The 25,998-nt window shown below is 40.4% G+C and carries 21 protein-coding genes; 9 read left to right on the top strand and 12 right to left on the bottom strand.

Annotated features, from left to right (window positions below):
* Positions 1 to 424: 424 nt before the first annotated feature.
* Positions 425 to 1,144, top strand: a complete 720-nt coding sequence (locus tag ACNEUN_RS05825; protein ID WP_463631465.1) for a nitroreductase family protein — start codon at positions 425 to 427, stop codon at positions 1,142 to 1,144.
* A gap of 154 nt (positions 1,145 to 1,298) precedes the next feature.
* Positions 1,299 to 2,630, top strand: coding sequence for an ATP-binding protein (locus ACNEUN_RS05830; protein WP_463631467.1), 1,332 nt, complete (start codon positions 1,299 to 1,301; stop codon positions 2,628 to 2,630).
* Between the two features lie 182 nt (positions 2,631 to 2,812).
* Here the strand turns inward: ACNEUN_RS05830 and ACNEUN_RS05835 are convergent, their stop codons facing one another.
* The 5 genes from ACNEUN_RS05835 to ACNEUN_RS05855 all read right to left on the bottom strand — a co-directional run bounded on the left by ACNEUN_RS05835 (position 2,813) and on the right by ACNEUN_RS05855 (position 8,351).
* Positions 2,813 to 3,184: a hypothetical protein gene (locus ACNEUN_RS05835; protein ID WP_427876096.1), complete on the bottom strand. Its 372-nt coding sequence runs from the start codon at positions 3,182 to 3,184 to the stop codon at positions 2,813 to 2,815.
* Between the two features lie 161 nt (positions 3,185 to 3,345).
* The gene (locus ACNEUN_RS05840) at positions 3,346 to 4,506 is read right to left on the bottom strand and encodes a histidine kinase (RefSeq protein ID WP_463631469.1); all 1,161 of its coding nucleotides are present in this window, start codon (positions 4,504 to 4,506) and stop codon (positions 3,346 to 3,348) included.
* The gene (locus ACNEUN_RS05845) at positions 4,503 to 5,174 is read right to left on the bottom strand and encodes a response regulator (RefSeq protein WP_463631471.1); all 672 of its coding nucleotides are present in this window, start codon (positions 5,172 to 5,174) and stop codon (positions 4,503 to 4,505) included. Before ACNEUN_RS05845 ends, ACNEUN_RS05840 begins: the two co-directional genes overlap by 4 nt.
* A gap of 255 nt (positions 5,175 to 5,429) precedes the next feature.
* Complete coding sequence (locus ACNEUN_RS05850; RefSeq protein WP_463631473.1) at positions 5,430 to 6,689, bottom strand: MFS transporter; 1,260 nt, start codon at positions 6,687 to 6,689, stop codon at positions 5,430 to 5,432.
* A gap of 135 nt (positions 6,690 to 6,824) precedes the next feature.
* Complete coding sequence (locus ACNEUN_RS05855; RefSeq protein WP_427876112.1) at positions 6,825 to 8,351, bottom strand: aminotransferase class I/II-fold pyridoxal phosphate-dependent enzyme; 1,527 nt, start codon at positions 8,349 to 8,351, stop codon at positions 6,825 to 6,827.
* A gap of 330 nt (positions 8,352 to 8,681) precedes the next feature.
* Here ACNEUN_RS05855 and ACNEUN_RS05860 point away from each other — a divergent pair, with 330 nt between their 5' ends.
* Positions 8,682 to 8,939, top strand: coding sequence for a hypothetical protein (locus tag ACNEUN_RS05860; protein WP_427877652.1), 258 nt, complete (start codon positions 8,682 to 8,684; stop codon positions 8,937 to 8,939).
* An 18-nt stretch (positions 8,940 to 8,957) separates the two neighbouring features.
* Here ACNEUN_RS05860 and ACNEUN_RS05865 read toward each other — a convergent pair whose 3' ends face one another.
* Together ACNEUN_RS05865 and ACNEUN_RS05870 are read right to left on the bottom strand one after the other, a co-directional pair.
* Positions 8,958 to 9,740, bottom strand: coding sequence for a nitroreductase family protein (locus ACNEUN_RS05865; protein ID WP_427876114.1), 783 nt, complete (start codon positions 9,738 to 9,740; stop codon positions 8,958 to 8,960).
* A gap of 92 nt (positions 9,741 to 9,832) precedes the next feature.
* Positions 9,833 to 10,288: a DUF4235 domain-containing protein gene (locus ACNEUN_RS05870; RefSeq protein WP_427876115.1), complete on the bottom strand. Its 456-nt coding sequence runs from the start codon at positions 10,286 to 10,288 to the stop codon at positions 9,833 to 9,835.
* Positions 10,289 to 10,449: 161 nt separating this feature from the next.
* Between ACNEUN_RS05870 and ACNEUN_RS05875 the strand changes: the two genes are divergently transcribed.
* The 3 genes from ACNEUN_RS05875 to ACNEUN_RS05885 all read left to right on the top strand — a co-directional run bounded on the left by ACNEUN_RS05875 (position 10,450) and on the right by ACNEUN_RS05885 (position 14,358).
* Positions 10,450 to 11,169 (top strand): histidine phosphatase family protein, encoded by a 720-nt coding sequence (locus tag ACNEUN_RS05875; RefSeq protein ID WP_463631538.1) that lies wholly within the window; start codon positions 10,450 to 10,452, stop codon positions 11,167 to 11,169.
* Between the two features lie 177 nt (positions 11,170 to 11,346).
* On the top strand, positions 11,347 to 12,753 hold the full coding sequence (locus tag ACNEUN_RS05880; RefSeq protein ID WP_463631475.1) for an ABC transporter substrate-binding protein: 1,407 nt from the start codon (positions 11,347 to 11,349) through the stop codon (positions 12,751 to 12,753).
* 258 nt (positions 12,754 to 13,011) lie between these two features.
* The gene (locus tag ACNEUN_RS05885) at positions 13,012 to 14,358 is read left to right on the top strand and encodes an ABC transporter substrate-binding protein (RefSeq protein WP_463631477.1); all 1,347 of its coding nucleotides are present in this window, start codon (positions 13,012 to 13,014) and stop codon (positions 14,356 to 14,358) included.
* A gap of 210 nt (positions 14,359 to 14,568) precedes the next feature.
* Here the strand turns inward: ACNEUN_RS05885 and ACNEUN_RS05890 are convergent, their stop codons facing one another.
* Positions 14,569 to 15,576 carry a LacI family DNA-binding transcriptional regulator gene (locus tag ACNEUN_RS05890; RefSeq protein ID WP_463631479.1) on the bottom strand — a complete coding sequence of 336 codons (1,008 nt, stop codon included), beginning with the start codon at positions 15,574 to 15,576 and terminating at the stop codon, positions 14,569 to 14,571.
* A gap of 279 nt (positions 15,577 to 15,855) precedes the next feature.
* Between ACNEUN_RS05890 and ACNEUN_RS05895 the strand changes: the two genes are divergently transcribed.
* From ACNEUN_RS05895 to ACNEUN_RS05905, 3 genes are all read left to right on the top strand, one after another.
* Positions 15,856 to 16,719 carry a carbohydrate ABC transporter permease gene (locus tag ACNEUN_RS05895; protein WP_427876120.1) on the top strand — a complete coding sequence of 288 codons (864 nt, stop codon included), beginning with the start codon at positions 15,856 to 15,858 and terminating at the stop codon, positions 16,717 to 16,719.
* Positions 16,716 to 17,549 carry a carbohydrate ABC transporter permease gene (locus ACNEUN_RS05900; RefSeq protein WP_427876122.1) on the top strand — a complete coding sequence of 278 codons (834 nt, stop codon included), beginning with the start codon at positions 16,716 to 16,718 and terminating at the stop codon, positions 17,547 to 17,549. The genes ACNEUN_RS05895 and ACNEUN_RS05900 overlap by 4 nt, the downstream gene beginning before the upstream one ends.
* A gap of 193 nt (positions 17,550 to 17,742) precedes the next feature.
* Positions 17,743 to 18,348, top strand: a complete 606-nt coding sequence (locus ACNEUN_RS05905) for a YesL family protein (protein WP_427876124.1) — start codon at positions 17,743 to 17,745, stop codon at positions 18,346 to 18,348.
* Positions 18,349 to 18,550: 202 nt separating this feature from the next.
* On the opposite strand, the gene malQ is transcribed toward ACNEUN_RS05905, so the two are convergent.
* From malQ to ACNEUN_RS05925, 4 genes are all read right to left on the bottom strand, one after another.
* Positions 18,551 to 20,794, bottom strand: a complete 2,244-nt coding sequence (gene malQ / locus ACNEUN_RS05910; RefSeq protein WP_463631482.1) for a 4-alpha-glucanotransferase — start codon at positions 20,792 to 20,794, stop codon at positions 18,551 to 18,553.
* A 450-nt stretch (positions 20,795 to 21,244) separates the two neighbouring features.
* Positions 21,245 to 23,260, bottom strand: coding sequence for a type I pullulanase (pulA, locus tag ACNEUN_RS05915; protein ID WP_463631484.1), 2,016 nt, complete (start codon positions 23,258 to 23,260; stop codon positions 21,245 to 21,247).
* A 382-nt stretch (positions 23,261 to 23,642) separates the two neighbouring features.
* Positions 23,643 to 24,563: a sugar ABC transporter permease gene (locus ACNEUN_RS05920; RefSeq protein ID WP_427876130.1), complete on the bottom strand. Its 921-nt coding sequence runs from the start codon at positions 24,561 to 24,563 to the stop codon at positions 23,643 to 23,645.
* Complete coding sequence (locus ACNEUN_RS05925) at positions 24,560 to 25,957, bottom strand: carbohydrate ABC transporter permease (protein ID WP_427876132.1); 1,398 nt, start codon at positions 25,955 to 25,957, stop codon at positions 24,560 to 24,562. The genes ACNEUN_RS05920 and ACNEUN_RS05925 overlap by 4 nt, the downstream gene beginning before the upstream one ends.
* Positions 25,958 to 25,998 lie beyond the last annotated feature (41 nt).

The following is a 25,998-nucleotide window of genomic DNA, read 5'->3' on the forward strand; positions in this document are numbered from 1 at the left end:
ACTCGATAGGGTGTGGGAGACTAGCACGCTGCCGCATTAATTTTCTAGCGGGGAACTTGATTGTTCCCCGCTTTTTTATTTTTTTTTACTCCTGTTTTTTGTAATCCTCCAAATACGAGAGAGTGTTCTCGTAATTGGAGCAATTAATTGAGAGAACAACTCCATTTACGAGAATCATCTCTCGCAAATGGAGCGGATAATCAGGTTAAAACCTCCAAACGTGAGAGCGGCTTCTCGCAAATGGAGCGAATACTGACACTAAACCCTCCAAATGCGAGAAAGTAGTCTCACAAATGGAGCAATTAATTGAGAGAACAACTCCATTTACGAGAATTGCCTCTCGCAAATGGAGCAAATACTGACACTAAATCCTCCAAACGCGAGAGAGTACTGCGTACGTATTTGGTGAGATATACTAAAAAGCATGATTACACAAACTTTTGAAGCACTCGCAAAGTCGCGATTTTCCGCACGTGATTTTCTAAATAAACCAGTCGATTCTAAAATCCTTGAAACTATTTTGCAAACAGCTGCACAATCGCCGAGTTGGTCTAACACTCGTGGCTACATGCTTGCTATTGCTCAAGGAGAACGTAAGCAGCAGCTTATTGATGCTTATACGCAAAAATGCAAAACAATGTTTCGTACTAAAGACGCAACTCTTAGCGAAGAAGAGCGCATTATAGCTCAGAAAATGAGCCAGCCGGATGGAGATTTTCCTGTAATGGCTCCGTATCCACAATCACTTAAAGAGCGCAGTGCGCGTTTAGGATTGGCGTTGTATAAACATTTAAATATTGATCGTAAAGATTTTCCTGCTCGAAATGCTCACACTTTACGCAACTTCCAGGCATTTGGTGCGCCAGTTATGGGATTTGTGCTTGTTCGTCGCGATTTTCTGCCGTTTGCTGCGCTGGATGCTGGAATTATGCTGCAAACGTTACTGTTGGCTGCCAAAGAGCAAGGCGTAGATTCATGCCCGCTTGGCGTTTTTGCTACATGGCGTTCACCGCTTGACGAAGTATTCGACATTCCGCCGGAGTATGCGCTGATTACTGGTTTTGCGTTAGGGTATGCGTCTGAAGCGCACGTAAATGCTTTCCGCGCGGAGCATCCGCCAATCGAACTTGCGCAAGAAAAGTAGTTCCACAAAAACCAATCTATCTTGCAAAATCCAAAGTACTTTGGAAAATATCAGATAGAAGTGCCAAATATGCCCTATTTTCGCTGATTCTATCTTGCGAAATCCAAAGTACTTTGCTAAATTGAAGATAGAAGTGGAAAGAAAAGGAATGTGAATGATTTTCAATCGTCAAAGGTGCATAAAGAAACTGAACCAGCTTAGTTGGAACGGCCTGGTTAAAATCATTACTGGTGTGCGCCGCGCGGGAAAATCCTTCATTCTTAACGAGCTGTTCTATAATTCTCTTATTTCTCAAGGTGTTTTGCAGAGTAATATTATTCGGTTTGCATTTGATGCAGACGAAGATATTGATCGTCTTGAGCCATTCGCAAATGGCGAGCCAGTAAAAATCGCAGATAAAAAACTTGGCTACGTTATAAATGCTAAAGTGTTCCGTCGCTACATTGCGTCGCAAATAAATGATAGCGACAAGTTTTACATTTTCCTCGACGAAGTGCAATTGCTTGATAATTTTGTTGGCACACTTAACAGTTACTTAAGGCATGCAAATTTAGACATATATGTTACTGGATCTAACTCCCGTTTTCTTTCATCAGACATTGTTACTGAATTTAAGGGGAGAAGCACAGAAGTTCACGTTCAACCTCTTACTTTTGCTGAATACATGGAAAGTTCTAGCAAAACGGTTTCAGAATCTTGGGCAGATTACATTGTTGCTGGCGGAATACCGCTTGTAGCTAAAATGCAAAATGTTGAGGAACAAATAAAATACCTTGAAAATCTTGTTAAAGAAACTTATTTGAAAGATGTAGTTCAGCGAAACGGCGTGCGAAAAGAGCGGGCTCTTTCTGAAACGCTGCAAGTAATAGCTTCATCAATAGGCGCTCCTGTTAACCCAAGGAAACTTTCTAACACGTTTATTAGCCACGGATATGGAGAAATTACTTCAGAAACTGTCAGTCGTTTCATAGACTACTACAGTGATGCTTTTCTTGTAAGCAAAGCTCAGAAGTACAATATTAAGGGCAAAAAATACATTGATTCCTTGTTCAAAATTTACTTTGAAGATATTGGAGTACGCAACGCTTTGCTTAATTTTAGGCAAATCGAAGAGTCGCATATCATGGAAAATGTTATATACAACGAGTTAAGATATCGCGGATATAGCGTGGATATTGGCGAAATGAATATTGCTGAAAATACTGGTCGAAAAGATAAAAATAACCATGATATTTATGCGCAAAAATCTTTGGAAATAGATTTTATTGCTACTTTGGGAAGTGAAAAATATTATATACAATCTGCGCTCGCTATGACGACGGAAGAAAAATCATTGCAAGAAAAGCGCTCGCTTTACTATATTGATAATTCCTTCAAAAAGATAGTAGTTACGAAAAATGGGTTGCATGCTACAAGAGATAATCGTGGAGTAATCACCATGGACCTATTTGATTTTTTGCTTAACGAGGATAGCCTTAAGCGGTGATTTAATAGAGTGATATTAGACCTCTGAGCAAGTCAAGCACTCGGTAACGTATAAACTCTATGCAAAATAAATAAATAAATAACAGATAAATAATCAAAGGTCAAGCCGTAGGATGTGTGGCTACAGCTTGACCTTTGAAAATTGTGATATGTTTTTATATTAAAATTCGCAGTCTAATGCTTTTACTTATTTTTGGCTATGCCAAGAGCTTTTGAACTTTCATCCTTGTCAAGGCCTATAAATAGAAGCACGATTATGCCAATAATCAGCGGAACATAACCGTATCCAGATCCGTGGATTATGCCGAATATTTCCATAAGCCCATTTGCTATTACAGCTAGTGAAGATACGATAAAATATAGCTGCGCGCACCACGGTTTTTTAATGAGAAACATGGTTGCAAGGCCAAATAATCCAGCGGTAATTTGAGGCACTCCCCATAGATAATCATTACGCATTACAATCAGCGCAATTCCGCTAGCAAGAAATACGCCATTGGCTATTGTCCAAAATACGGACGGAATTTGTGCTTTTGTATCTTCTAAATTACTCATATTCTTCTCCTTCTAATACAAGAAAATAATTGTGTATATAAAACTTTGACAATTTATAAATTAATGGCGTGTTAAAAGGTAAACAATATCTTGTATATGAAAACCTTTACAAATAATTACTAACTAAAACTGCTTAAGATTCATTAATCTTTTAAACTGAATCAGTAAAGCATACTATCTATATAGTTATGTTCATTTTTGAAAGGGATAACTGCATTACATTCCCAATACTTACCAAAGGCTCGAAAATAGAGTGAACCGCCTAAATGCTTTATGGTATCGCGATGAAGCAGAAGTCCTTTTTGAGATACTGCGCGAATCACATCTTTACTTTTCCCGCCCAAAAATCGAACATTGAACTGTTTTATAACAATTTGTTTTTCGCGTATCGAAATTCTAATGTGATAAACTAAGGAAGCATATTTTCGCATGTTCAAATATAGTTCTTCGATTAATTCAATAACTTCACAGATGATTTCATCGTTAATATCTTCAGGAATATCGTTACTAGATATATTGCATATGGATCTTCCTTTTAATCCACATGATTCATTGATTGAGTCATTCATTTGTAGCGTATCTTCAATGCGCTGAATGAACTCGCTTCGAGCATCTTGCTTAGCAGTATTTCCACGTAGAATGTCGATAATATTATGACCTTCTTCAAAAGCCTGATCTGCCAAATCATTTATTTTCTCAATAGCACTTCGCTGCTTTTTAGAAATAGACTTGTCAAGTAATGCTATTTTACTTTGTAGTGCAATATCTGCAATCTTATTAGTTAATTTATCGTGCATTCGCACAGCCAGATGAAGATTATTAATTGTTTGCTTATCTTTTTCATAAAGAACCATTTTTTGGTGAGAAATGCGCAAAATAATACCAGTGCAAACGCAAAATATATTTATTAAAAGGTAAGCAATAAGATACTTGAAAGACAAAGTTGATAAGTATCGGTATGCAACGTAGTGTAATGCATCTAGCACTAAGAATAAAGGTAGTGTAAATTGAATCGGATATAAATACGAAATAAAAACAAATGATATGATGAGCCCGAAAGTTACTGGTGGAAGATTCAGACTAGGAATAGCAAGAATGCTGAGATGTACAAAAATATAGCACATGCTCATAAAATGCGGGCGCAAGCAAAGGAACAGATTTATAGCAGCAAGAATCATGTAAACTATAACAAGTTGTATTGTGCTATTGTCGCTATTGGAGTAAATATACGCATCCATTGCGCTCGACAAACATCCCAATAGTAAAAATGTTTTATTGTCAATAAACTTTTCTCGCAAACGACGTATTAAGAAAATAATCATTGTGTATCATTTCCTAAATATTCATCATGCAACCATGTAGTAATAAGTTGTGAACGATTTGTCACATTCAACTTTTTGAACACGCGACGAAGGATAGTTTCCACAGTACAAGTTTCAACAAATAAACGTTTAGCGATTTGCGCATTGGTCATGCCTTTACTGCACAACTTTACAATTTCAGTCTCATGATCCGTTAAAGCAAGGCGTCCCTTTTTTGGCTTATTTTGCAAACGTTGAAATGCTGTCATCGTGTCGTCAAAATGAAGATCGCCTATTATTTGTGGCTTGAACGCGCCTTGGATAATACTGCTAAGCATGGCGCAAATAGTTTCGGGGTGGTTCTTTCCAACAATGCCTTGCGCGCCTGCCGTTGATGCTTTTAAAGCATAATCGTTGATAGGGAATGAAGTTATGGCAATTATTATTGGGAGTGAGTATCTTCTTCGCAATTCGTATAATATTTTAATTCCCGAAACCCCAGACATATACATGTCAATTAGCAGCACGTCTGGGCATTGATTTTGACAAAACTGAATTGCTTGATCGGCGCACGTGGACAACCAGCAAATACTGCAGGACGGAACAACCTGTTCAATATATGTTTTTAGGCCGTGTAGACAAAAACAATCATCATCAACAATGCCAACAGTAATATGCTTTGCTGTCATATTGCTCCTTTAGAAAAGCATTATTTAAGTAATAATAGTACTTGAATTTGTATGATGAATATCTTGTCTAGGAAAACCTTTACAAAGTGGATTGTATAAAGGTAGTTGCGGAGCTTACGGGGGTTACTCCGCAGCGAATAAGTTCGCTTAAAGCTTAGTAACTTAATGCAATATGGTTGAGGCAGGGCGATAGCTGAGTGAAGAAGTTGCCATGTGTTCTTTATGATTCATTGTGCTTTCGCACTAAATAGCTTGTTATATGCTTCTTTTTACCCATGTTGATGGTGTCCAATAATCTTTGGTAAGCATTGATGGGTATGTTTGTTTACGAGCTTGAATAATCCATAAGGCTATACCTGTTGAAACAAGTATTACGCCAGAAGCAATCATTATGAATAATGATGAATTTAGATTTCCCCATGCTAGTACGCTTGCATACCCTACGATAATGCCGCATTGCTCCATAATAGAAGTAAAAGTAGTAGTCGCGCCGAGAATGTGTGTTGGTATGCCGTCGAGAAGAGCTGTTTGCCCATAGACAATAGTTGCGTCAAAAATAATACCTGCAATGAAAGCAGAGCAAAGAAAAAGAGCAATCCAATTATTAAGTGCGAAAATAAGTAAAGGAATAGAAAGGAATCCGGGTAATAAAATAGAGTATAAAATCTCATAATGCAGCACAATATATTTGCATAATAGCGAACCTACAATCATGCCAATGTTAAATATGCTGACTATTGATCCCCAAGTGGATGCCGAATGAAAAAGCGTGAGGCAATGGTGTGCTCCCATTAGTCTAAATGCAGCAAGCCATGATCCCGATTGTAATGCTGATACTACTCCTAAGACTATTAACCATGGTGTAGATTTCATATAGTGTAGAGAAGCTGCAAAACCAGCAGTTTTATTGCTTCCTGTTTTATTGTTTGCGCTATTTTGTTCTTGCTGGTTTAGATTAACTAACAGTAGAGGTGGCGCCGCTAGTATCATCACAACAGCAATGCTCGTAAAGAAAATGAGCGGATTACATATATCAACAAATATGCCAGTAATCGCAGGTGCAGCAAGCCTGCTGAGATTAATCCACATGCGCATGCTTGCTAAAAATTTGGTTTTTTCGCCAGTCGGTGCGCTATACGCCATCAATACTTTTTGATTAGGCGAAGAAAATGCAGTAAAGAACCCGAATATTATGCCGAGTAGTGTAACCGTAATAGCAATAAGATTATGCTGTGCTACTAAAGCGAAACCGTATCCAGTACACAACAAGGCAAAACAAAACGTTAGCGCTATAAACAATCTAGTTGGCGGATATTTATCTGCAATAATTCCGCCAAGCGGTGCTGCTATGCAGGTCATGAGCGCTACGGACACTGCGTTAAGCGCTGCGTGAGATAAGTCGACATGTATTAAAAGATATAGACTTACGCCAAATCTACAGCTTGTTAAAAGAAAAGCATTAAGCGATAAAACGGCAATAATAAGAGTTGTGCGAATCCGCGCCGCAGCGTTCATTTCCTTCTCTTTTTTTTTCTTTCATGTTATGAATGTCTTTCATATTCTGAATGATATATGCCTCTTGATATACACCTTTTTCTGGACTGTGAGTTAAATGAGTGTTTTATTGCAGTTTATATGCAGTGGTTGCGGCTACTGGCGATAGTAGGAGAGGAAGTTGGAGAGTTTGCTCATTGCGTCGCGAAGCGTTTGCAAACGCGGCAAGTAGACTACGCGGAAGTAGCCAGGAGTCTGCCAATTAAAGCCTTTGCCGTGCACAATCAGCAACTTCTGATCTCGTAGCAAATCAAGCGCAAACTGTTCGTCATCATGAATGTTGTAGCGAGCAGGATCAAGCTTTACAAACATGTAGAAAGCGGCATCTGGTCGCTCAACACTTACGCCATCCATCTCCTGAAGCGCGTTATAGCAATACTCGCGCTGCTCATACACGCGTCCGCCCGGCTCCAAATATTTCTCAACGCTCTGGTACCCACCTAAAGCAGTCTGAATAATCGATTGCGCAGGAACGTTCGAGCACAAGCGCATATTAGACAGCATGTTAAGCCCCATAATGTAGTCGCGAGCCTTGGATTTATCTCCCGAAAGACTCATCCAACCAATACGGAAGCCAGCAATCATATGCGACTTAGAAAGTCCGCTAAAGGTTACGCAGAACACATCTGGAGCAAGAGAAGCAATCGAAATATGCTTCTTGCCGTCCATAACAAGACGGTCGTAAATCTCGTCAGCAAAAATAATCAAATTAAACTCGCGCGCAATCTTAACGATCTCTTCCAAAACTTCGCGGCTATACAGAACGCCCGTAGGATTATTTGGGTTAATAATCACGATTGCTTTAGTGCGAGGCGTGATTTTAGAGCGAATGTCGGCAATATCTGGGTACCAATGCGATTTTTCGTCACACATGTAGTGCACAGGATTGCCGCCGGCCAAGCTCGCGCACGCGGTCCACAGAGGATAGTCTGGGCTTGGTATAAGAATCTCGTCGCCGCAATCAAGCAGCGCTTGCATAGAAAGGTTAATCAGCTCGGAAACGCCGTTTCCAGTGTAAATATCTTCCATTTGCACGCCTGGAATGCCCTTAAGCTGATCGTATTGCATAATCGCCTTGCGTGCAGAGAAAAGTCCGCGACTATCCGAGTAGCCTTCGCAGTCAATAAGCTGCTGTTGCATGTCGTAAATCACTTCGTCTGGAGCGCGAAAACCGAAAGGTGCAGGATTTCCAATGTTGAGCTTTAGAATATGCGTTCCGTTCGCTTCCATGCGGTTTGCTTCTTCAACAACCGGGCCGCGAACGTCGTAAAGCACGTGCTCAAGTTTGCTTGATTTGTTGAAGTTTCTATGTTTTAGGGTTTCGGAAAGTTCATCTTCTGTAAGCTGTGGCTGATTTAATTGTGATTCTTCTGCAGATTGGCAGTTTTGCTCGATTTTTGCGCAGGAATGCCCACCTTTTATTCCGTCGCCGCTGATTCCAAGAATTTCGGCAAGCATGTTACGCACGTCTTTGCGAGGCTCAGTTTTGCCGCTTAAATACTGGCTTAACTGGCTTTTGCCAAGTTTATGACCATTTTTTGCTGCAAGCTCGATTACGTCAATCTGCTTGTACCCCTTGCGTTTCATAGCTTTCTTAAGCTCATCAGCAAAATTCTGTGTCATAATCTTTCTTTCTCGTAAAATCAGCGTTTATAAATTGAACAAACTGAGAATAAAGTTCACAACAAAGTTCAAAGTATAAGTATTAAATTGAATTATTTGCCCAATATTACTCACGAGAGCCAGATTTGTACAGTAGTTTTTCAAAAAATAATAGAAAAATTGAATTTTGATTAAGCTTGAATTGAATTTTAGTTAAGTAATTGAACTAAAAGATATTAAATTGAACTTATTTTGATCTATTTGAATACGATTTTGCGCAATCTATAGTCTTGTAATGCTTTTGTTATCGGGTTTACTTGCGCATTTTGCTGTAGTGATACCATGAATTACATGTATTTCTTTACTCCGCGCAGATGTGAATCTACTCAAAAAATAATGTATGCAAATAAAGGGCAGGCTCTTATTGCAGCGGATAAAAGTCTTAGAGAGCGCGGAACGCAACTTTGGGTTTACAAATGCGAATATTGCAGTTGCTGGCATTTAACTCATTCAAATCCTGCAATTCACAAATATTGCGATACGCGCTCGCATTTTGAAACTACTAAGCCAAAATCGAGAAAACGCGGATATAAACCGAGACGACGCTAAGTTAAAATCGCACTAAACTTACGCGACGTTAAATCCTTGCCTTGCAACCTGCTCAACGTCTTCTTCCTCATGTTTTTTCGCGCTACTATCCTTTGCTAGCGCAACAATTTGTGCACTAAAAGCGTCAACTGGTCGACTGGCATTTCGCAAATCATAATATTTATGCACGCGCGCGTCAAAATCTGCAATATTTTCTAATAATTTAGCTTCATCGGTAGGGTAGCGGTTTTCAAAAATCTGCATGCTGGCGCTCATTCGCGGCTTTAATTCCGGATTTTGCGCAGGCTTACCAATTGCTAAGCCGAGCACAGGGTACGTATATTCAGGCAAATTCAAAATATCAATAAGCTGAGTTCTACTGTTCAAAATTGAACCAAGAATTACGCAACCAAGCCCCAAAGATTCCGCGGCAGTTTCCATTGCATGAAGTGCCAAAACTACGTCATTTTGTGCTTGAGTAAAGCGGTAGCGCGTTTTAAGCATAAACTCGTCGCTACTGGTATCTACACCATTTTTACGTGCGATTACAGCATTCCTATGCTCGTCAATAATAAAAACGTACAGTAGTGGAGCTGTAGCAATATATGTTTGATTGCCAATTTCGGCAAGCTTCTGCTTGATTGAAGCGTCAGTAATTCTAATCGCTGACCAGTCGTTCAAAAATTGGCTGCAAGCAGCATGTTGTGCTACGGTTTCGAGAGTGGAAACTGTATCTTCGTCAATCGCTTCATTGCAAAAAGCTCGAATAGAGCGGCGGTTCAGTAAAGTATCAATAGTTTCGTTATGACGTAAGTTTTGCACGTTTCTCTTGTCCCTTATTATTTCCTTATTATCTTCTTATTATTTCGACTATTTTTCGCTTATTTCTGTATTCTCAGTTCATTTGTTCAAAATTAGAATTTATTTTTTCTAAACTGACGCTTTCTTTGCCTGTGTGCAATATAAGACGAAGTTCCGCGTCCTACAAATCGCCCAACAAGCGTAGTGATAATAGCAGAAAATACTGCAAATCCTAGTGCCATTAGCAACGGTTCTTCTTGTTTAGCTTGCTTCTTTTGTGCAATTTTTTCTTTAGAAAGATTGTTAGAACGCTTATTAGATCTTAGATTAGTTTTTTTAGTATCAAAATTCTTTTTCCATATTAAGTGCGCTAACTGTCCTGCCATAAACGTTGCAAAAGAAGGTAGTGCATGTTTTAGTAAGGAATCTCCTAAAGTATTTTGATTTTTTAATCGGCGCTCGCGAAGTGCATCAATTTTACGATTTGTTGCATTAAGTTGTTGCACGGCAGCTTGAGCTGCAAGATGAGAGTGAGCAGATTTATTATTTGCCGATGATAATTGCGTCATATTATCTATGTTAATGGTAACGAAATACCAAATGTAGCTGTAATATATAACAGTATTACAATATGTTGGCAGCGACGCCAATGCATTGTAGAAATCAGGCTTTTGGCAATTGGCATACAATGTCGATTGCGTAATAATTTGCGCTTAAGGGGGCATGTGTGTTGGAAAACGTTAATAATGTAAAAAGCGTTGATAATAATGATTGCTGTAGTAATAATTACGGTTGCTTAATTCTATTAAGACATGGCCAAACTGCTTGGAGTGTGTCTGGTCAACATACCGGGCGCACGGATTTGCCGCTTACTGAAGTTGGTGTTGAGCAGGCAAAAGAGGCTGGAGTGCGCTTGTGTGAAGAATTTCCGCAAGGTTTTAATCAGGATTGTGTGCTTGTAAGCCCACTTCGTCGCGCGCGGCAAACAGCTCAAAATGCAGGATATTCTACATATACTGTTTGTGATGACATTGCTGAGTGGGATTATGGCGCTGCTGAAGGTCGCACTAGAGGTGATGTTGCGGCATTAAGTGGCGTTGAGGCGTGGGATGTGTGGAAACATGGTCCTAAAGTTCTTCCTTCTCACATGGTTAGTGACGCTAAAGAAGTACTTCCTAGTGGAGAAGCAGTGGATGTGCACAGGACTTCTGGAGAAAGCCTGCAAGAGGTTTCGGATCGTACTCAAAAAATTATTGATATGGCAATGCCTAAATTGAAATTAGGTAAGGATGTGCTTGTTGTTGCGCATGCTCATGTATTGCGTATTCTTACTGCGCGCTGGCTTGGAGTAAGCCCAGATTTTGCGCGATTGTTGCGTCTCGATACTGCGCATTATTCTGTGTTGGGCACATATAAAGGCGACAATGTAATCGTGCATTGGAATTGCTGAAATACGGTTTAGAATTTCAGATATTTTATTGCGATTCGCACAATTTTTATTGCATATACGTTTATATATTTGAGTCTTGCATTTGCTGTATTATTAGTTCACTACTGTGGTTTAAACAGTATTTAATAGCGGTAATTAGTTAGTTTATAAGAGATTAGCAGTATGTGGAAAGGTTCGATGATGAGTCGTTCAGTTAAGTCGATTATTGCGCTAGTAGTTTGCGCTGTTTTGGCGGCTTGCGCGTTTACTGCTTTTGGTTTTTCTAAGTCTTTTGGTGCAAATACCGATAGGTCTGCTGGTGGGAAAGTTATTTTCTTCAACTTCAAGCCTGAAGGCAAGGATATTTGGTTAGACATTGCTAATGAGTATAAAAGAACTCATCCGGGGGCTGATATAGATGTCAAGACTCCGCAAAGCAACAGTTACGAAGATGAGCTTCGTGATGCTGTTAAAAATAATCCTGATGCTATGCCTACCTTATTCCAGATTAACGGTCCTGTTGGCTACGCTAAATGGAAAGATTACACGGCTGATTTAAGTAATTCCCCTCTTTATAAGCAACTTACTAATCCAAAGCTTGCAATTAAGGATAAAGATAGTAAGCCGGTTGGTGTGCCATATGTTACTGAAAATTACGGCTTGATTTATAACAAAGCTTTGCTTGCTAGATATGCGGATCTTCATAATTCAAAGTTGGCTCCAGAAGAAGATGGTAAATCTTTTGAAGATCAAATAACCTCTTTTGATAAGTTGAAAGAAGTTGCAGACGATTTGCAAAAACGCAAGGATGAGCTTGGAATTGATGGTGCTTTCACTTCTGCTGGTTTCGATTCCAGTTCCGATTGGCGCTTCAAGACCCATCTTGCAAATATGCCTCTTTATTACGAGTTTAATGGCGACACTAAGCAGCCTGCAGAAATAAAAGGCAGCTATTTAGATAATTTCAGGAATATTTTTGACCTTTATATTTCTGATTCCACAACTCCTGTAAGTCAGTTAAGCACTAAAACTGGCGAGGATGCTGTTTATGAGTTTGCTCTTGGTAAAGCTGTGTTCTACCAGAATGGTACTTGGGCTTGGGGTGATCTTTCAAATGCTGGCATAAAGTCTGAAGATGTTGGCATGCTCCCAATTTACATTGGCGCTAAGGGTGAAGAGAAGCAGGGCTTGGCTACTGGTTCTGAGAACTACTGGTGCATTAATAAACAGGCTTCAGAAAAGAATCAGAAGGCAACTAATGATTTCCTTAACTGGTTACTCGCTTCAGATTATGGTAAGAATGCTTTAGCTAATAAGCTGGGCTTTACTGCTCCTTTCAAAAATTTCCCTAAAGCAAAAAATCCTCTTGTCCAGGCTGCTGCTGATTACACAGCTAAAGAAGGCAAAGTACCTGTTACGTGGGTGTTTGTTACCATGCCATCTAACGGTTGGAAAGACGATGTTGGCTCTGATTTGCTTACATACGCTCAAGCTACAAAAGACGGTATGACTTCTACTAGTGCTAATGATGCATGGAATACTCTTAAGAAAGCGTTTGTGGACGGCTGGGCTAAGGAATATAAGATTGCTCACAGTAAGAGTTAGCCTAATTGATTTAGTTTTGAGTTAATTTGTCTGCTCTTTCGGCAAACGGTTGCGTACATATTGTCTTTTTACGAAAGATATAAATTGTGTTGTTTTCTTAATGCGATGCAAATGCTAGTAACGTTACGCGACACACATTGTTTTAATTAAAATGCCATCGTTTGCAAAAAAAACATATTTGTTGCATAATAAATATGTCGAAAGAGCACTTAAAAGTGCAACGGCTCAACGTGGGGTCGAGACATAGAGAAAGGTTCGATGATGAATCGTACGATTAAGTCAACAATCGCATTGGTGGCATGCTCTGCAATGGCGTTCGGCGCGCTTGCTGCATGTGGTTCTTCCAATAGCAGCTCTAATGGTAAGGGTAAAGTTTACTTCCTGAACTTCAAGCCAGAAGCAGCTGATCAGTGGAAGGAAGTTGCTAAAGAGTACACAAAGAAAACTGGTGTTGAGGTTAAGGTTCAGACTGCAGCAGCAGGTACTTATGAGCAGCAGTTGAAGAGTGAAATCGGCAAGGGTGACGATGCGCCTACATTGTTCCAGGTTAATGGTCCAGTCGGCTATGCTAACTGGAAGGATTACACAGCTGATTTGAAGGATACTGAAATTTATAAGCAGCTTCAGAATCAGGATATTGCTCTTAAGGATGGAGATAAGGTTGTTGGTGTTCCTTACGCAATGGAAACCTACGGCTTGATTTACAACAAGACTTTGCTTAAGAAGTATACTGATCTTAGTGATGCTAAGGTAAAGTCTGCTGCTGAAATTAATTCCTTCGATAAGTTGAAGGCTGTTGCAGATGATATTCAAAAGCATAAGTCAGAACTTGGCGTGCAGGGTGCTTTCACTTCTGCAGGCTTCGATCCAAGCTCCGATTGGCGCTTCAAGACTCACCTTGCAAATCTTCCTCTGTACTATGAGTTTAAGGAAGGTAAAGTTGCAAAGCAGCCTGCGAAGGTAAAGGGTAGCTTCCTTGATGGATATAAGAAGATCTTCGATCTTTATATTACTGATTCCACAACTCCTGCAACTCAGTTGAGCTCTAAGACTGGTGAGGATGCTAATTCTGAGTTTGCTCTTGGCAAGGCTGTGTTCTACCAGAATGGTACTTGGGCTTGGACTGACCTCTCCAAGGCCGGTATGAAGGCTGATCAGCTCGGCATGCTCCCAATTTACATTGGCGCTAAGGGTGAAGAGAAGCAGGGCTTGGCTACTGGTTCTGAGAACTACTGGTGCATTAATGAGAAGTCTTCGGATGCTAACAAGAAGGCTACGAAGGACTTCCTGAAGTGGCTCATTACCTCTAACGAAGGTAAGGATGCTCTCTCCAAGAAGATGGGCTTCACCACTCCATTCAAGACTTTCGGTGATGTTAAGTCTGATAACCCATTGATTCAAGCTGCTGTTGAGGATGCTAAGTCCGGTAAGACTCAGGTAAGCTGGAACTTCACTATGATGCCATCTGAGAACTGGAAGAACGATCTTGGTTCTGCTTTGCTCGAGTACGCTCAGGGTACAGGCAAGTGGGATAAGGTTAAGACTGCATTCGTGGACGGCTGGGCTAAGGAGTATTCTCAGGCTCACGAAGATGATGACGACTGATATTCATAAAATTTAATAAATATAGGTCTGTTGATTCATAAAGAATCAGCAGACCTATTTTTGTATTTACAAATAAGTCATTATTTTGCAAAGTCGTTATTTTGCAAAATATATATAGATACAGCACTCGCATAGTAGTTGCGATAATTTGCAAACTAATTTTTATAAAAGAGTGCCGAGAAACTATATTGTATTTAATTATTTGCTAGTTCAGGAAAGTGAGGAAGTGCTAGCACGCACAACTAAAGTTGCTGGAACTATCACATGCGTATTATCAATTTCTTTGCCAGATATAAGTGAAAGTGTCATTTCTGCAGCTTTTGCTGCCATATCTATAGGATCTTGACGTATGGTAGTTAATCCAGTTTCTTCAGCGTAAAAACTATCATCAAAGCCTATAATTGACAAATCTCCTGGAGTATTGTATCCACTTCTAGCAAGCTGAAACATGAGCGGAATAGCGATACCGTCTTCCTGGCATGCAATGGCTGTAGGCATATCGTTTTCACTTAACAATTCTGAAAGAATAGTGTTTATACGATTTGGGCCTGCAGGAACACCAATTTCAATAGGTGTGATGCCATTATTTTTGCATTCGCTGACAAACGCTTTATAACGTTGCACTATGCTAAAACGTAAAGATACGTCTCGCGACGTACTAACGTACACTATATTTCTGTGACCTAGTCCTATAAGATGACGTGCCATAAGTTGCGCGCCGTGTACATCGTCTATATTTATAGTTGCGTCAAATCCGCAGCTTTGCGGATCTAAGCAATTAATTCCTACAACTGGCACGCCAGTTTTTTTGAGTTCAGCAACTTCTGACTCGTTTATATCGAAAGAAGAAACGATTACTGCATCAGCGTTTCTTCTTATTGGTAAAATTTCGAAAAATTCTCGGCGTTCTTCTGCACTCGAAATTTGGAAAATAGATAAGTCGTAGCCGGCTTCGTGAAAAACTTTGTTTAATCCTTGGAATACTGAGGCGTTGAACCAGGATCTTAAAGTATCGCTTAAAAGTACTGCAATTCGCAGCGTGCGACCAGATTTTAGTGCTGCTGCAGAGCGTGAAATGGAAAAATTCAACTGATCTGCTATTTCAAGTACTTTGTTGCGAGTAGCTGCTGAAACTAAGTCAGGTCTAGTAAATGCGCGTGATACGGTAGAAACAGATACGTGTGCTTCGTTTGCTACATCTTGAATATTTGCCGGCATGTGAACTCCTTTATTCGCACATCGTAATCGTTTGCAAAATACGTTAATTCCCTCTTTATTAACAAACGTTTGCAACAGTTCAATTCTATCAGCTTTTGTTGTATTGCCAACGGAAAATAACGATTTTTTTATTTACTGAATGTTGCGCAAAACGTTGCGACATGCAAAAAATGACAACGTTTGACATCGATTGTTCAGATAGCTAATATGAAAGAGTATTGATTCGAGACAGCGGTGTCGTAGGTGATGCTGCACTCAAAGAGGAGGAAGTGGCGAGTCATGATTAGTATGAGCGGTAAGGCAATACGTAAGTGGTGGTGGCTATTTGCACTGCCTACGTTTGCTGCTTTTATCATCGGCTTTTTAATGCCATTTGTTATGGGAGTGTATTTAAGCTTCAGAAAATTCGTTACCGTAACTGATGGCAAGTTCGTAGGTCTTCGTAATTACTATAGGGCATTCGAACGTGATCCTAATCTTGTATATTCGTTCGTATTTACTGCACTTTTTGCAATTGTTACAACAATAATTATTAATGTTGTTGCTTTTGCAATTGCATATTTACTTACCAAGAAGTTCAAAGGCACGACGATATTCAGAGCCGTGTTCTTCATGCCAAATCTTATTGGTGGAATTATTTTAAGTTATGTTTGGCAGCTCTTGATAAATGGCGTGCTGCGTGGTTGTTTCAACCGTACGATTACGTATTCTGGAATATACGGCTTCTGGGGTCTTGTAATTGTAGTTTGCTGGCAGCAAATTGGCTACATGATGATTATTTACATTGCTGGTATGCAGGCTCTTCCTGGAGATGTTATGGAAGCTGCAGCTGTCGATGGCGCAAGTCCAAGGCAAACTTTATTTAAGATTACTATTCCATTGATGATGCCTTCTATTACTGTTTGCACATTCTTAACAGTTACCAACGGCTTCAAGCTGTTTGATCAAAACTTAGCATTAACTAATGGTGCTCCGTCTAAGAAGTCTGAAATGTTAGCTCTTAATATCTATAACACATTCTATGGAAACGGTAATCACAGTGCAGGCATTGGTCAAGCAAAAGCTGTTATGTTCTTCGTACTTGTTGCTGCGATTGCTTTGATTCAAAATATGCTTACCAGGTCTAAGGAGGTAGCGGCATGAACGAGAAAGCAAAGCATCCTGCGTTATGGACCTTGCTGTTCACTATCGTAAGTTTATTGTGGATTTTTCCTATAGCTCTGGTTGTATTGAACTCTTTCAAATCTAAGGTAAATATTTCTAGTGAGCCTTTCTCGCTTAATCCAAAATATTTCGTTGGAATGGGTAATTACGAGTTAGGTTCACAGCGCACCGATTTTCCTATGAGCTTCTTATGGACTGTGGTTGTAACCGTTGGTTCTGTGATCCTCATTCTTCTGTGCACATCGATGTGTGCATGGTGGATTGTTAGAGTTAATAATTGGTTTGCGAAATTGCTCTACGTGTTGTTCCTATTCAACATGATTGTGCCATTCCAAATGGTTATGTTCACTCTTGCTTATATTACAACCGCTCTAAAGTTGAATACTCCATGGGGATTGTGGATTATTTACTTAGGCTTTGGTGCAGGACTTGCAGTATTTATTTTCACTGGTGTAATCAAGGGAATTCCACAAGAAATGGAAGAGTCTGCAATGATTGATGGTGCTTCCGTGCCACGCATATTCTTCCAGATTATTGTACCTATTATGCGTCCTGCTATAATCTCTGTTTCGATTTTGCAAGCAATGTGGATTTGGAACGACTTCCTTCTTCCGTTCCTAACACTTGATCTTACTCAATACAAGACTATTTCTGTAGCCGTTCAATATTTGCAAGGCGGTTATGGATCCGTTGAGATGGGTGCCATGATGAGTTGCTTGGTTATGGCAATTATCCCAATTATAATTTTCTACCTCATCTGCCAGAAGTACATTATCAAAGGTGTTATGTCAGGTGCGGTGAAAGGCTGAGATTCCTCCCCCTCTTAAATCTCAGGTGGTAATAAAAGTGGTGGCGCGCGTAGACTATGATGTTTGCGCGCACCGCCACTTTGTTTTAATGATTACTTTAGTTTGTAATTAGATGGTAGAGTTCGTTATTAGAAGTATCTATGAATATTTAGTAGAGCGAAAATAGTAGATAAAACTAGGAGATAGTAAAAGAATGTTTTTCTCGTTTGGAAGCCCAGACTCAAAGTTTTCGCAAGGCATGGAAACGTTTGCCGACGCTGTATGGCTTACTATATTGATGGTTATAACAAGCATTCCATTGATTACTATCGGTGCTTCTCTTTCTGCCGGGCATGATGCTGCAAGGCGTATAGAGCAAGGTGAAGGACATATTACTGCAGCATATTTTCGTGCTTTTGCTAGTAATTTTTTGGAATCAACCATTATTTGGGCTGTAATGGGACCAGTTTTGCTTGCTATTATTTGGCTATGGATTGCAGTATGGCCTATAGCTTTACTTGTTCCTAAATTTATTTTGAGTATATTGTGGATTATTATGGCCGAATGGGTGTTTGCTCTTCAGGCGCGTTTTAGTAATTCTCTTGGAAAAACGATTATTAATTCTCTTATTTTTGGCGTTTCGTACTGGGTTACTACGCTTTCTATGGTGATTATGGACGTTTTATTTGTGATATTAATTATCGCATCAATTATTTATCTACCGCAGGGTCTTCCTCTGCTGGTGTTCATGGGATGGGGATCGTTAATTATGTTCCATGAATTTCTTCTAGAAAAAGTATTTGCAAAATACGTGAAGTAATTTGCCTATAGTCTAATTTGCTTATAGTCTAATTTCTTATAACTTTTGATTTGAAATAAACAAATAAGGCGCGCATCGACACAGATACGCGCCTTATTTAGGACATCATTGCAAGAAACATTTTAATTTGCTACTGTGCAAACCCTGTTTCTTACGGGGGGAATTGAGTTACTTTTTCAGGTAACCAACTCCTAAATTATACTCACAGCTCTGTATTTTTGCCCTGCATAACTGCAGCCATTGATAGTACTCGCGGAGACTTGAATACTTCATCAGTGTGTACTACGTGACCGTCAGAATCAGCAAGTGGAATACGCCAGTTTGGATATTCAATACTTGTGCCAGGCTGATTTTGTGAACGACGCTCGCCTACAGCATCAACTAAAGCCACCTGTAGGAGCAGAGATGGGGAAGTGCGCATAATTGCGTGCATTGCCTCCACAATCTCTTGCACGTGGCCTTCTGCATCTTCAGAAGCGGCTTTACTGATCCAGCCTCCTTCAAGAAGCATCTTCATCATTGCATCTCGCTCAGCAGTTGCAGCCTTTTGGAAGCTTTCTACAGAATCCGTGAGAAGATGAAGCTCTTCACGAAGCTTTACATGCTCGAAAGCAAGATATCCTGCGGTAGGTGGCATATCGTGAGTAGTAACAGAAGCAAGCGCATACTCGCGGTAAGTAGAAGGATTAGCGAATATAATCTCCTTCTTGCCTGCCTTCTTGCTGGCTGCTTCAGCATCATCATCGTGAGTAAACCACTCAACTACAGTGCCTAATACTCCGTGAGCCGCAAGCACTTTAGAAACGTACTTCGGTACAGTACCTAAATCTTCTCCAATAACCAAACCGCCTGCGCGAGTGGCCTCAATTGTAAGTACTGCAAGCATGGCATCGACGTTGTAATAAACATAAGCGCCGTTTCTAGCACCCTGTCCTTGTGGAATCCACCACAAGCGGAAAAGACCAAGCACGTGGTCGATTCTTGCAGCGCCTGCATGCAAGAACACGTTATGAACCATATCGCGGTAAGCAATATAGCCAGTTTCATCCAAGTAATTAGGATCAAATGGAGGCTGACCCCAATCTTGGCCCTGCTGATTGTAGAAATCAGGAGGAGCGCCAACGCTTACGCCATTAGCAAATCGTTCAGGGCTCCACCAAACGTCAGCACCATAGCCGTGCACACCAACAGCCATATCCTGCATAAGGCCAATAGCCATTCCTGCAGCCTTAGCTTCGGCGTGTGCAGCAGCTACTTGCTCATCTGCAATCCACTGCAACCAGCGGTGGAATTCGAACAGGTCAGCGTGTTCATGCTTAAGAGCATCAATCTGCGGAGTACCTTTTCCAGTAGTATCAAACCAAAGATTATCTCCCCAAGGAGCACCCCAAACTTCGAATGCTACACACCAAGTTGCAAAAGCGTCTAAATCGTCGCCAGAGCGCTCTTTGAATTCGGCAAATTCGCGCTCGCGCTCAGCGGATCTTGGCTGATTGAATATTATGCGCAAAGCTGGAAGTTTAGCATCCCAAGCTGCGTTTATATCTATAGGATTTGGATCATCATTCTGTGCTGCAACAGAAGCGTGCAACTGTTCAACTTTCGCAAGATCCTCACCCTGAAGTTCAGCATATTCAGGAATATCTTGAGGACGAATATAAGTAACATTCAGGAACCTACGAGACTCAGGCAAGTATGGCGAAGGCTCAAGAGGTGTTACAGGTGCGCAAGCGTGAATTGGGTTAATGAGCATGAAATCAGCCTTACCAATTTCGCCAGCATCCTTAAGAAGACGTTTCAAATCTCCATAATCACCAACGCCCCACGAATCTTTAGAGCGAACGGAATACATTTGAGTCATATAACCCCAGCGGTGACGCTGCTTAACACTCTCAGGAAGAGGTATGCGAGCAGGTGCAGCAATCAGAGCAGACTTAGTACGCAACTTAATATTTCCGCGTGAATCGTTTACGCAAGCGCGCAAAGTATGGTAGCCCATTGGCAAATCATCTGGAAGCTCAACATAAAGCTCGCCATCTTTTTCGCTCTGAATGTTGTCTAGTGCCCCTTCGTATTCTGTACCGTCTTCAAGAGTAAGGGAGATGTGAATATCCTCTTTACTTGCATCTCCTGCGTGAATGTGTACGCAAGTTTTTGTGCCATTAAACGACACGACAGTAGGCGGCAGAAGCTCACTTTCGCGCTTCTTAAGCACTGTTTCGTATGATTTTTCGATTTTTGCTGGAGTGTCTGCAGGCATTCCCAATGCTTCAAGCACTCCAACAAGAGCTTCATCGGTAATTTCCGTGTAGCTTCCTTGTTGATCAATGTAAAAAGTTGCAACTCCGCATGCTTTTGCTAGTTTAATCAGCGGACGCGCAAGACGCTCTGCGCTTTCTTCTATTGGCTTAGCAGTCTCAGCTTTACCAGCATCTGTTGTGCTCATAATGCTCCTTCTATTAAAATTTGGCACATTTCTAACTTCGTCGTAAGCGTGCCAAACGTGCAACGATGCTATATAGCATGCATCCTCATACATCTCTGGATTAAGATGCACCCTAGGTTTCAATTATATGGATTACTGATAGCGTTTGCAAATAGAAATGCCAGTGTTCGATGGCGTGTTTTGCTTGATTTATCAATGATTTTATGCTTACTTGTTTGCTGATGAGCACTTGGTTAATTTATAGGATAATGATACTGCAGTATGAAACAGTTTGTGAAACAGCGTATGAAACAATATATGAAACAACGTGAAACTAATTTTTGTAAACAGATTAGTTAATATGCTCAGCATACGTAAAATAAAAACCCAACTGCCGTAATATTAAAAAATATTAAGAACAGTCGGGTTTATTTTTAGAATATTTAATCTACAAAGTGTAAATTTTAAATATTACTTGGTACTAAGCACAACAAAAGTTCTGCTAGGTATGTGCAAAGTACTGGTATTCGTTTCAGCATTATTTTCAACAGATACAGTATCTGAAGCGGAATTGTGCGTCCACTCAGCAAAATAACCAGTTGAATCTGCCACACACTTCCAGCGTGCAGTATTACCGTCTTGCAAATTAGGAAGTTGTACAGTAGCTGATTCGTTGTACATAGGATTTACGCAAATAATTACGTCTTCTCCTACGAGTTGAGCAATTACAGTAGCGTTTGAAGTTTCCAAATTCTTGCGTTCGCCGTCATATAACGACTTGTATGTAGCACGAAGGGAAATCAGCTTACTATACCAGTCGACTAGAGGCTTGAATCGTTTAGCTCGCTGCCAATCCAGCTGATTCATTGCTACGCCGCAGTTGAACGAATTATCACAACCATGCTTTGTGCGTCCAAACTCCTCGCCGCTGAGCATGAAAGGAATTCCAGAAGAGCATAAGATCATTCCGGCGGCCAGCATATTTGCGTTAAAAATGTCGGAAACTTGCGATTCGTCTACAGCATCATATTCAGCATTGCCAGCATTTTCGTGCATAGAAATACTGAGTTTATCCCATAGTGTCAAATCGTCATGAGCTGAAATGTACTGCACTATTTGACCTACTTCTTTACCAGAAGAAGGTGTGCCGCGCCAAGCGTTTAGTGCGTTTCTTGCTGGATCTGCGCACCACGATTCATTGCCATTTATGTAACCGCGATCGTAATGGTTCATAACGTTGCCTTTAAGAGTATCTCGGCTTTCGTCACTGAACCATCCAATACGTTCATTAAGCGTACTGCGACCTTCTTTATCTCCTGTAGGAATACTTTTTTCTACGGAAGCAGCAGTAGCACCCCAAGGTTCGCCGTACATAAGAATATTGTGTCCGCCTGGAAGCTTATCTAATTTCGCTCTTGCTTCGTTAAGAGTTTCAGTATCAGTAAGACCCATAAGATCAAAACGGAAACCGTCAATATGATAGCAGCGTGCCCAGTGCAACAAAGACTCAATAAAGAATCTGCGGAACATAGGATGTTCGGAAGCCATTTCATTGCCACAGCCGGAACCATTAGCAAACGATTTGTCTTCTTTGCGCCTGCAGAAGTATCCGGGAGCAGTTTTTTCGAAAGCGTTAGATGCAGCTTCAAACATGTGGTTATACACTACGTCCATGATTACACGGAATCCGTTTTTGTGAAGAGCTGCAATCATGGCCTTACATTCGCGTATGCGAACAGTGCCATCGTAAGGGTTGCTAGAATATACACCTTCTGGAACGTTGTAAGCGTGAGGATCGTAGCCCCAGTTGTATAGCGAATCCATTTCTTCAGAATTAGCACCATTTTTGCGTGCTTCGTAAATTTTTGTTTCGTCTACTGTAGCAAAATCATAAATTGGTTCTAATTGTACGTGAGTAACGCCAAGCTGCTTTAAATAATCTAATCCAGTAGGGAATTTGCAGTCAGAAGAATCTGAATTTTGCAAAGTCGTGTGCTCGTCGGTAAAAGCAAGGTATTGTCCGCGATGTGCAGGGTTGAAGCCGCCATTAACATCGCTGCTGAAATCTGCTACGTGAGTTTCCCACACTACTGTTGAATGGCGTACAAATTTAGGAGATTTATCATTGTGCCATCCTGCAGGAGAAACACGCTCTTCGTCAATTACTAAGCTTCGTTCGCCGTTGGCTCCGCTAGCTATGCCCCAAGGATCACTAGTTCGGCTAGTGTTTCCATCAGGGAATTTGATTACGTAATCGTAGTAGACTCCGTCCAAGCGTTCTCGAATGTTTACGTGCCATGCGCCATCACGAAGAGGTTTCATATCGTAAGTTTGTGAAGCTTCGCTGTTGTTTCCTGTTTCAAAAAGGCGCAATGTAACGGTTTGAGCGGTAGGAGACCATACTGTAAAAGTTGTAGATTTTGTGTTTAGTTTAAAGCCTAGTTGACCTTCATATACTGGCCATTGTGCTGAAGATGAGAATGCCATAAATAAAATCCTGTTTCTTTCTTGCATTTAATATGCGTTAGTGTGCTTTGTATTTTTACGCCTTTAACGAATATTTAATGCATGTTGTTATAAATAAAATTTTAGCGCGTTGATTCGGTTTTATTCGTATTTTGTGTGTATTTATTTCGTTTTTGTTTTTATTTTTATTTTTATTTTCGTTTAGTTTGTATTTATTTCGTTTTTGAATAAGTCTTATTAATTTTAATTAGGTAGATATTAGGTAGGTAAATAATTGGTTAGATAGTTAGCTAGAAATTGTGAAAATAGCGTTTTAATTTGTGAATTAATTTGAGTATAGTGAAGGCCGAGGCGCCTTTTAAGCGTTTCGGCCTTCATATTAATCCCGCAAATTTATGTGAGATCAGCCCTTAACGGAGCCAGACATGGACTCTTCGTAGAAGCGCTGCATAACGATAAACAGGATTGAGATTGGGATAGAGACACACACAGCACCTGCGCAGAATCGTGCGAACCACTGGAATATGTACTCCTTCTGAAGCATTTGCCATAAACCAAGTGCAACTGTGTAATTATCTTGAGTATTAGCAATCGTCTTAACCATAACGAAGTCAAGCCATGGACCTAAGAAGCTGGTAATAGCTTGGAACACAATCATTGGCTTGCAGATTGGAAGAATAATCTTCCAGAATACTTGCCATTTTGTGCAGCCATCCAAGTATGCAGCTTCATCCAAAGACTTTGGAATAGTATCCATGTAGCCCTTCATCACGTAGAAGCCTGCGCCACTACCTGCTGAATATACAATAATCAGAGCTATGAGTATTACAGAACCGTTGGTTAATCCCAATGCCTTCAAAATGAAGTAAATAGCTATAACAGCCATAATTCCAGGGAACATACCCAAGATCAAAGCAATATTCATGAATGTCTTACGTCCCTTGAAACGAAGGCGAGACATGCAGAAAGATACTGCCAATACGAAGAACAGGGAAATAATGCACACGAAAATGGACACAATCAAGGTGTTCAAGAACATTCGTGGGAAGTCCAGCACTTCTCGCTCTGTAAACAATCGTATGTAGTTATCGAATGAGTATTGAGTAGGGAAGAAGGTCTTCTGGAATGGAGACTGATCCTTATTGAAGCTTTCCAGCACAACCCATACGATTGGAATAAGCCAAATAATTGACAACACAATCAAGAACAGGTGCGAGAATATATCTCCAAGCACTCTCCTGAAATGTTGATCCTGAAGAAGAGGAACGGTACGAGAGCTGTGTACTACAACTTCCTCGTTCTTGGTCTCATCTTTCTTACTCACCGGAATCCCTCCTCGTTCTTATAAGATCCAGAGCTGCGATACGTAATCAATGCAATAACAGCGAGAACAACGAAGGTCAAAATACCAATTACAGCACCCGCATCATAGTACTGCCTGTCCACTGTAAGCTTGTAAAGCCATGTGATGAGCAAATCGGTTTTACCTGCAGAAGAACCGGATACGTTCGGTGCACCGCCAGACAAGAGGTAGATAACGTTGAAGTTATTGATATTGCCAGTGAAGGTGGTAATCAAGTATGGAGTCATAACGAAGATGATGTATGGCATTGTGACATTCATAAAGCGCTGCCACCATCCTGCGCCATCGAGTTCTGCAGCTTCGTAGAGTTCCGCAGGAACGTTCTGCAAAATACCTGTAATCTGCATGATGGTGAATGGAATACCAACCCAAAGGTTGATAAGAATCACTGTTACGCGTGCCCAAGTCGCATCCTGGAAGAATGGTAACGGTTCGCTGATCCAACCATTTTCCAAGAAGATACGGTTAATAGCACCATTACGCTGAAGCATGTTGTTCATAATTAACAAGGACACAAATTGTGGAACTGCAATTGTAAGGGAGAAGCAAGTGCGCCATAATCCCTTAAGTCGAGTGGACTTTCTGTTAATTACCATTGCAATAAACATTCCGAAGAAGAAGTTCAGGAATGTGGCAAAGAATGCCCAAATAAGCGTCCATGTAAGAACATCTATGAACGTAGAAGCACTGATTGAACTTCCAGTGCTACCTATACTCAAGAAATTGTCAAAACCAACCCAAGTGAACAGTGGATAATGTTTCTTGTCATAGTTCGTGAATGCCATGGAAATCATAAAGATTAATGGCAAAATTGTGAATAGAACAATTCCAGCCGTTGGAAGAGTCATAAAACCTATATGAGCTTTTTCATCAAGTAAAGATTTAGCATCATCAACAAACTTAATAGGCTTTTTCCCATTTGCTATAGCTACCTGAGCTTTATATGCACTGCGAAGAGCAAGAGTTGCCAAATATACAAGCAGAACAATTGCTGCTAAAGACATGACACTATAAAGCAAAATCTCTATAGAGTTGTCACCATCAACTTGGTATGGGAAGCCGTTGATTGTAACAGTACGTGTAACTCTAGTTCCTAAAGTAAAGAAATCTGGAAGATAGTCAGCACCAGTGTTGAACAAGAATCCGAGAATAGCTACTTCGCATACTAGGAACAAAACGCCTTTAGTATATTGTTTGCGTACTAAATTACCAAAGCCAAATATGATAATAGAAATCCATGAAAGCGCGTCTGCATGTTTTACAGCTTCTTTCAAAGAATACGGTGAAGGAGCAAAGCATTCTGCAGTTGACGTCTTCTGGCGTCTCCTTCGCTTTGTGGATGTCGTGCCAGTCATGACATACCTTTCAAATAAACAATGAGTATTTTAAAAGAAAT

The organism is Gardnerella sp. C0684A1, from assembly GCF_055326835.1.

Coding starts and splice junctions, on each gene's coding strand:
- ACNEUN_RS05825 (WP_463631465.1), top strand. CDS start 425: ATGATTACACAAACTTTTGAAGCACTCGCAAAGTCGCGATTTTCCGCA.
- ACNEUN_RS05830 (WP_463631467.1), top strand. CDS start 1,299: ATGATTTTCAATCGTCAAAGGTGCATAAAGAAACTGAACCAGCTTAGT.
- ACNEUN_RS05835 (WP_427876096.1), bottom strand. CDS start 3,184: ATGAGTAATTTAGAAGATACAAAAGCACAAATTCCGTCCGTATTTTGG.
- ACNEUN_RS05840 (WP_463631469.1), bottom strand. CDS start 4,506: ATGATTATTTTCTTAATACGTCGTTTGCGAGAAAAGTTTATTGACAAT.
- ACNEUN_RS05845 (WP_463631471.1), bottom strand. CDS start 5,174: ATGACAGCAAAGCATATTACTGTTGGCATTGTTGATGATGATTGTTTT.
- ACNEUN_RS05850 (WP_463631473.1), bottom strand. CDS start 6,689: ATGAACGCTGCGGCGCGGATTCGCACAACTCTTATTATTGCCGTTTTA.
- ACNEUN_RS05855 (WP_427876112.1), bottom strand. CDS start 8,351: ATGACACAGAATTTTGCTGATGAGCTTAAGAAAGCTATGAAACGCAAG.
- ACNEUN_RS05860 (WP_427877652.1), top strand. CDS start 8,682: ATGTATTTCTTTACTCCGCGCAGATGTGAATCTACTCAAAAAATAATG.
- ACNEUN_RS05870 (WP_427876115.1), bottom strand. CDS start 10,288: ATGACGCAATTATCATCGGCAAATAATAAATCTGCTCACTCTCATCTT.
- ACNEUN_RS05880 (WP_463631475.1), top strand. CDS start 11,347: ATGATGAGTCGTTCAGTTAAGTCGATTATTGCGCTAGTAGTTTGCGCT.
- ACNEUN_RS05885 (WP_463631477.1), top strand. CDS start 13,012: ATGATGAATCGTACGATTAAGTCAACAATCGCATTGGTGGCATGCTCT.
- ACNEUN_RS05890 (WP_463631479.1), bottom strand. CDS start 15,576: ATGCCGGCAAATATTCAAGATGTAGCAAACGAAGCACACGTATCTGTT.
- ACNEUN_RS05895 (WP_427876120.1), top strand. CDS start 15,856: ATGATTAGTATGAGCGGTAAGGCAATACGTAAGTGGTGGTGGCTATTT.
- ACNEUN_RS05900 (WP_427876122.1), top strand. CDS start 16,716: ATGAACGAGAAAGCAAAGCATCCTGCGTTATGGACCTTGCTGTTCACT.
- ACNEUN_RS05905 (WP_427876124.1), top strand. CDS start 17,743: ATGTTTTTCTCGTTTGGAAGCCCAGACTCAAAGTTTTCGCAAGGCATG.
- malQ (WP_463631482.1), bottom strand. CDS start 20,794: ATGAGCACAACAGATGCTGGTAAAGCTGAGACTGCTAAGCCAATAGAA.
- pulA (WP_463631484.1), bottom strand. CDS start 23,260: ATGGCATTCTCATCTTCAGCACAATGGCCAGTATATGAAGGTCAACTA.
- ACNEUN_RS05925 (WP_427876132.1), bottom strand. CDS start 25,957: ATGACTGGCACGACATCCACAAAGCGAAGGAGACGCCAGAAGACGTCA.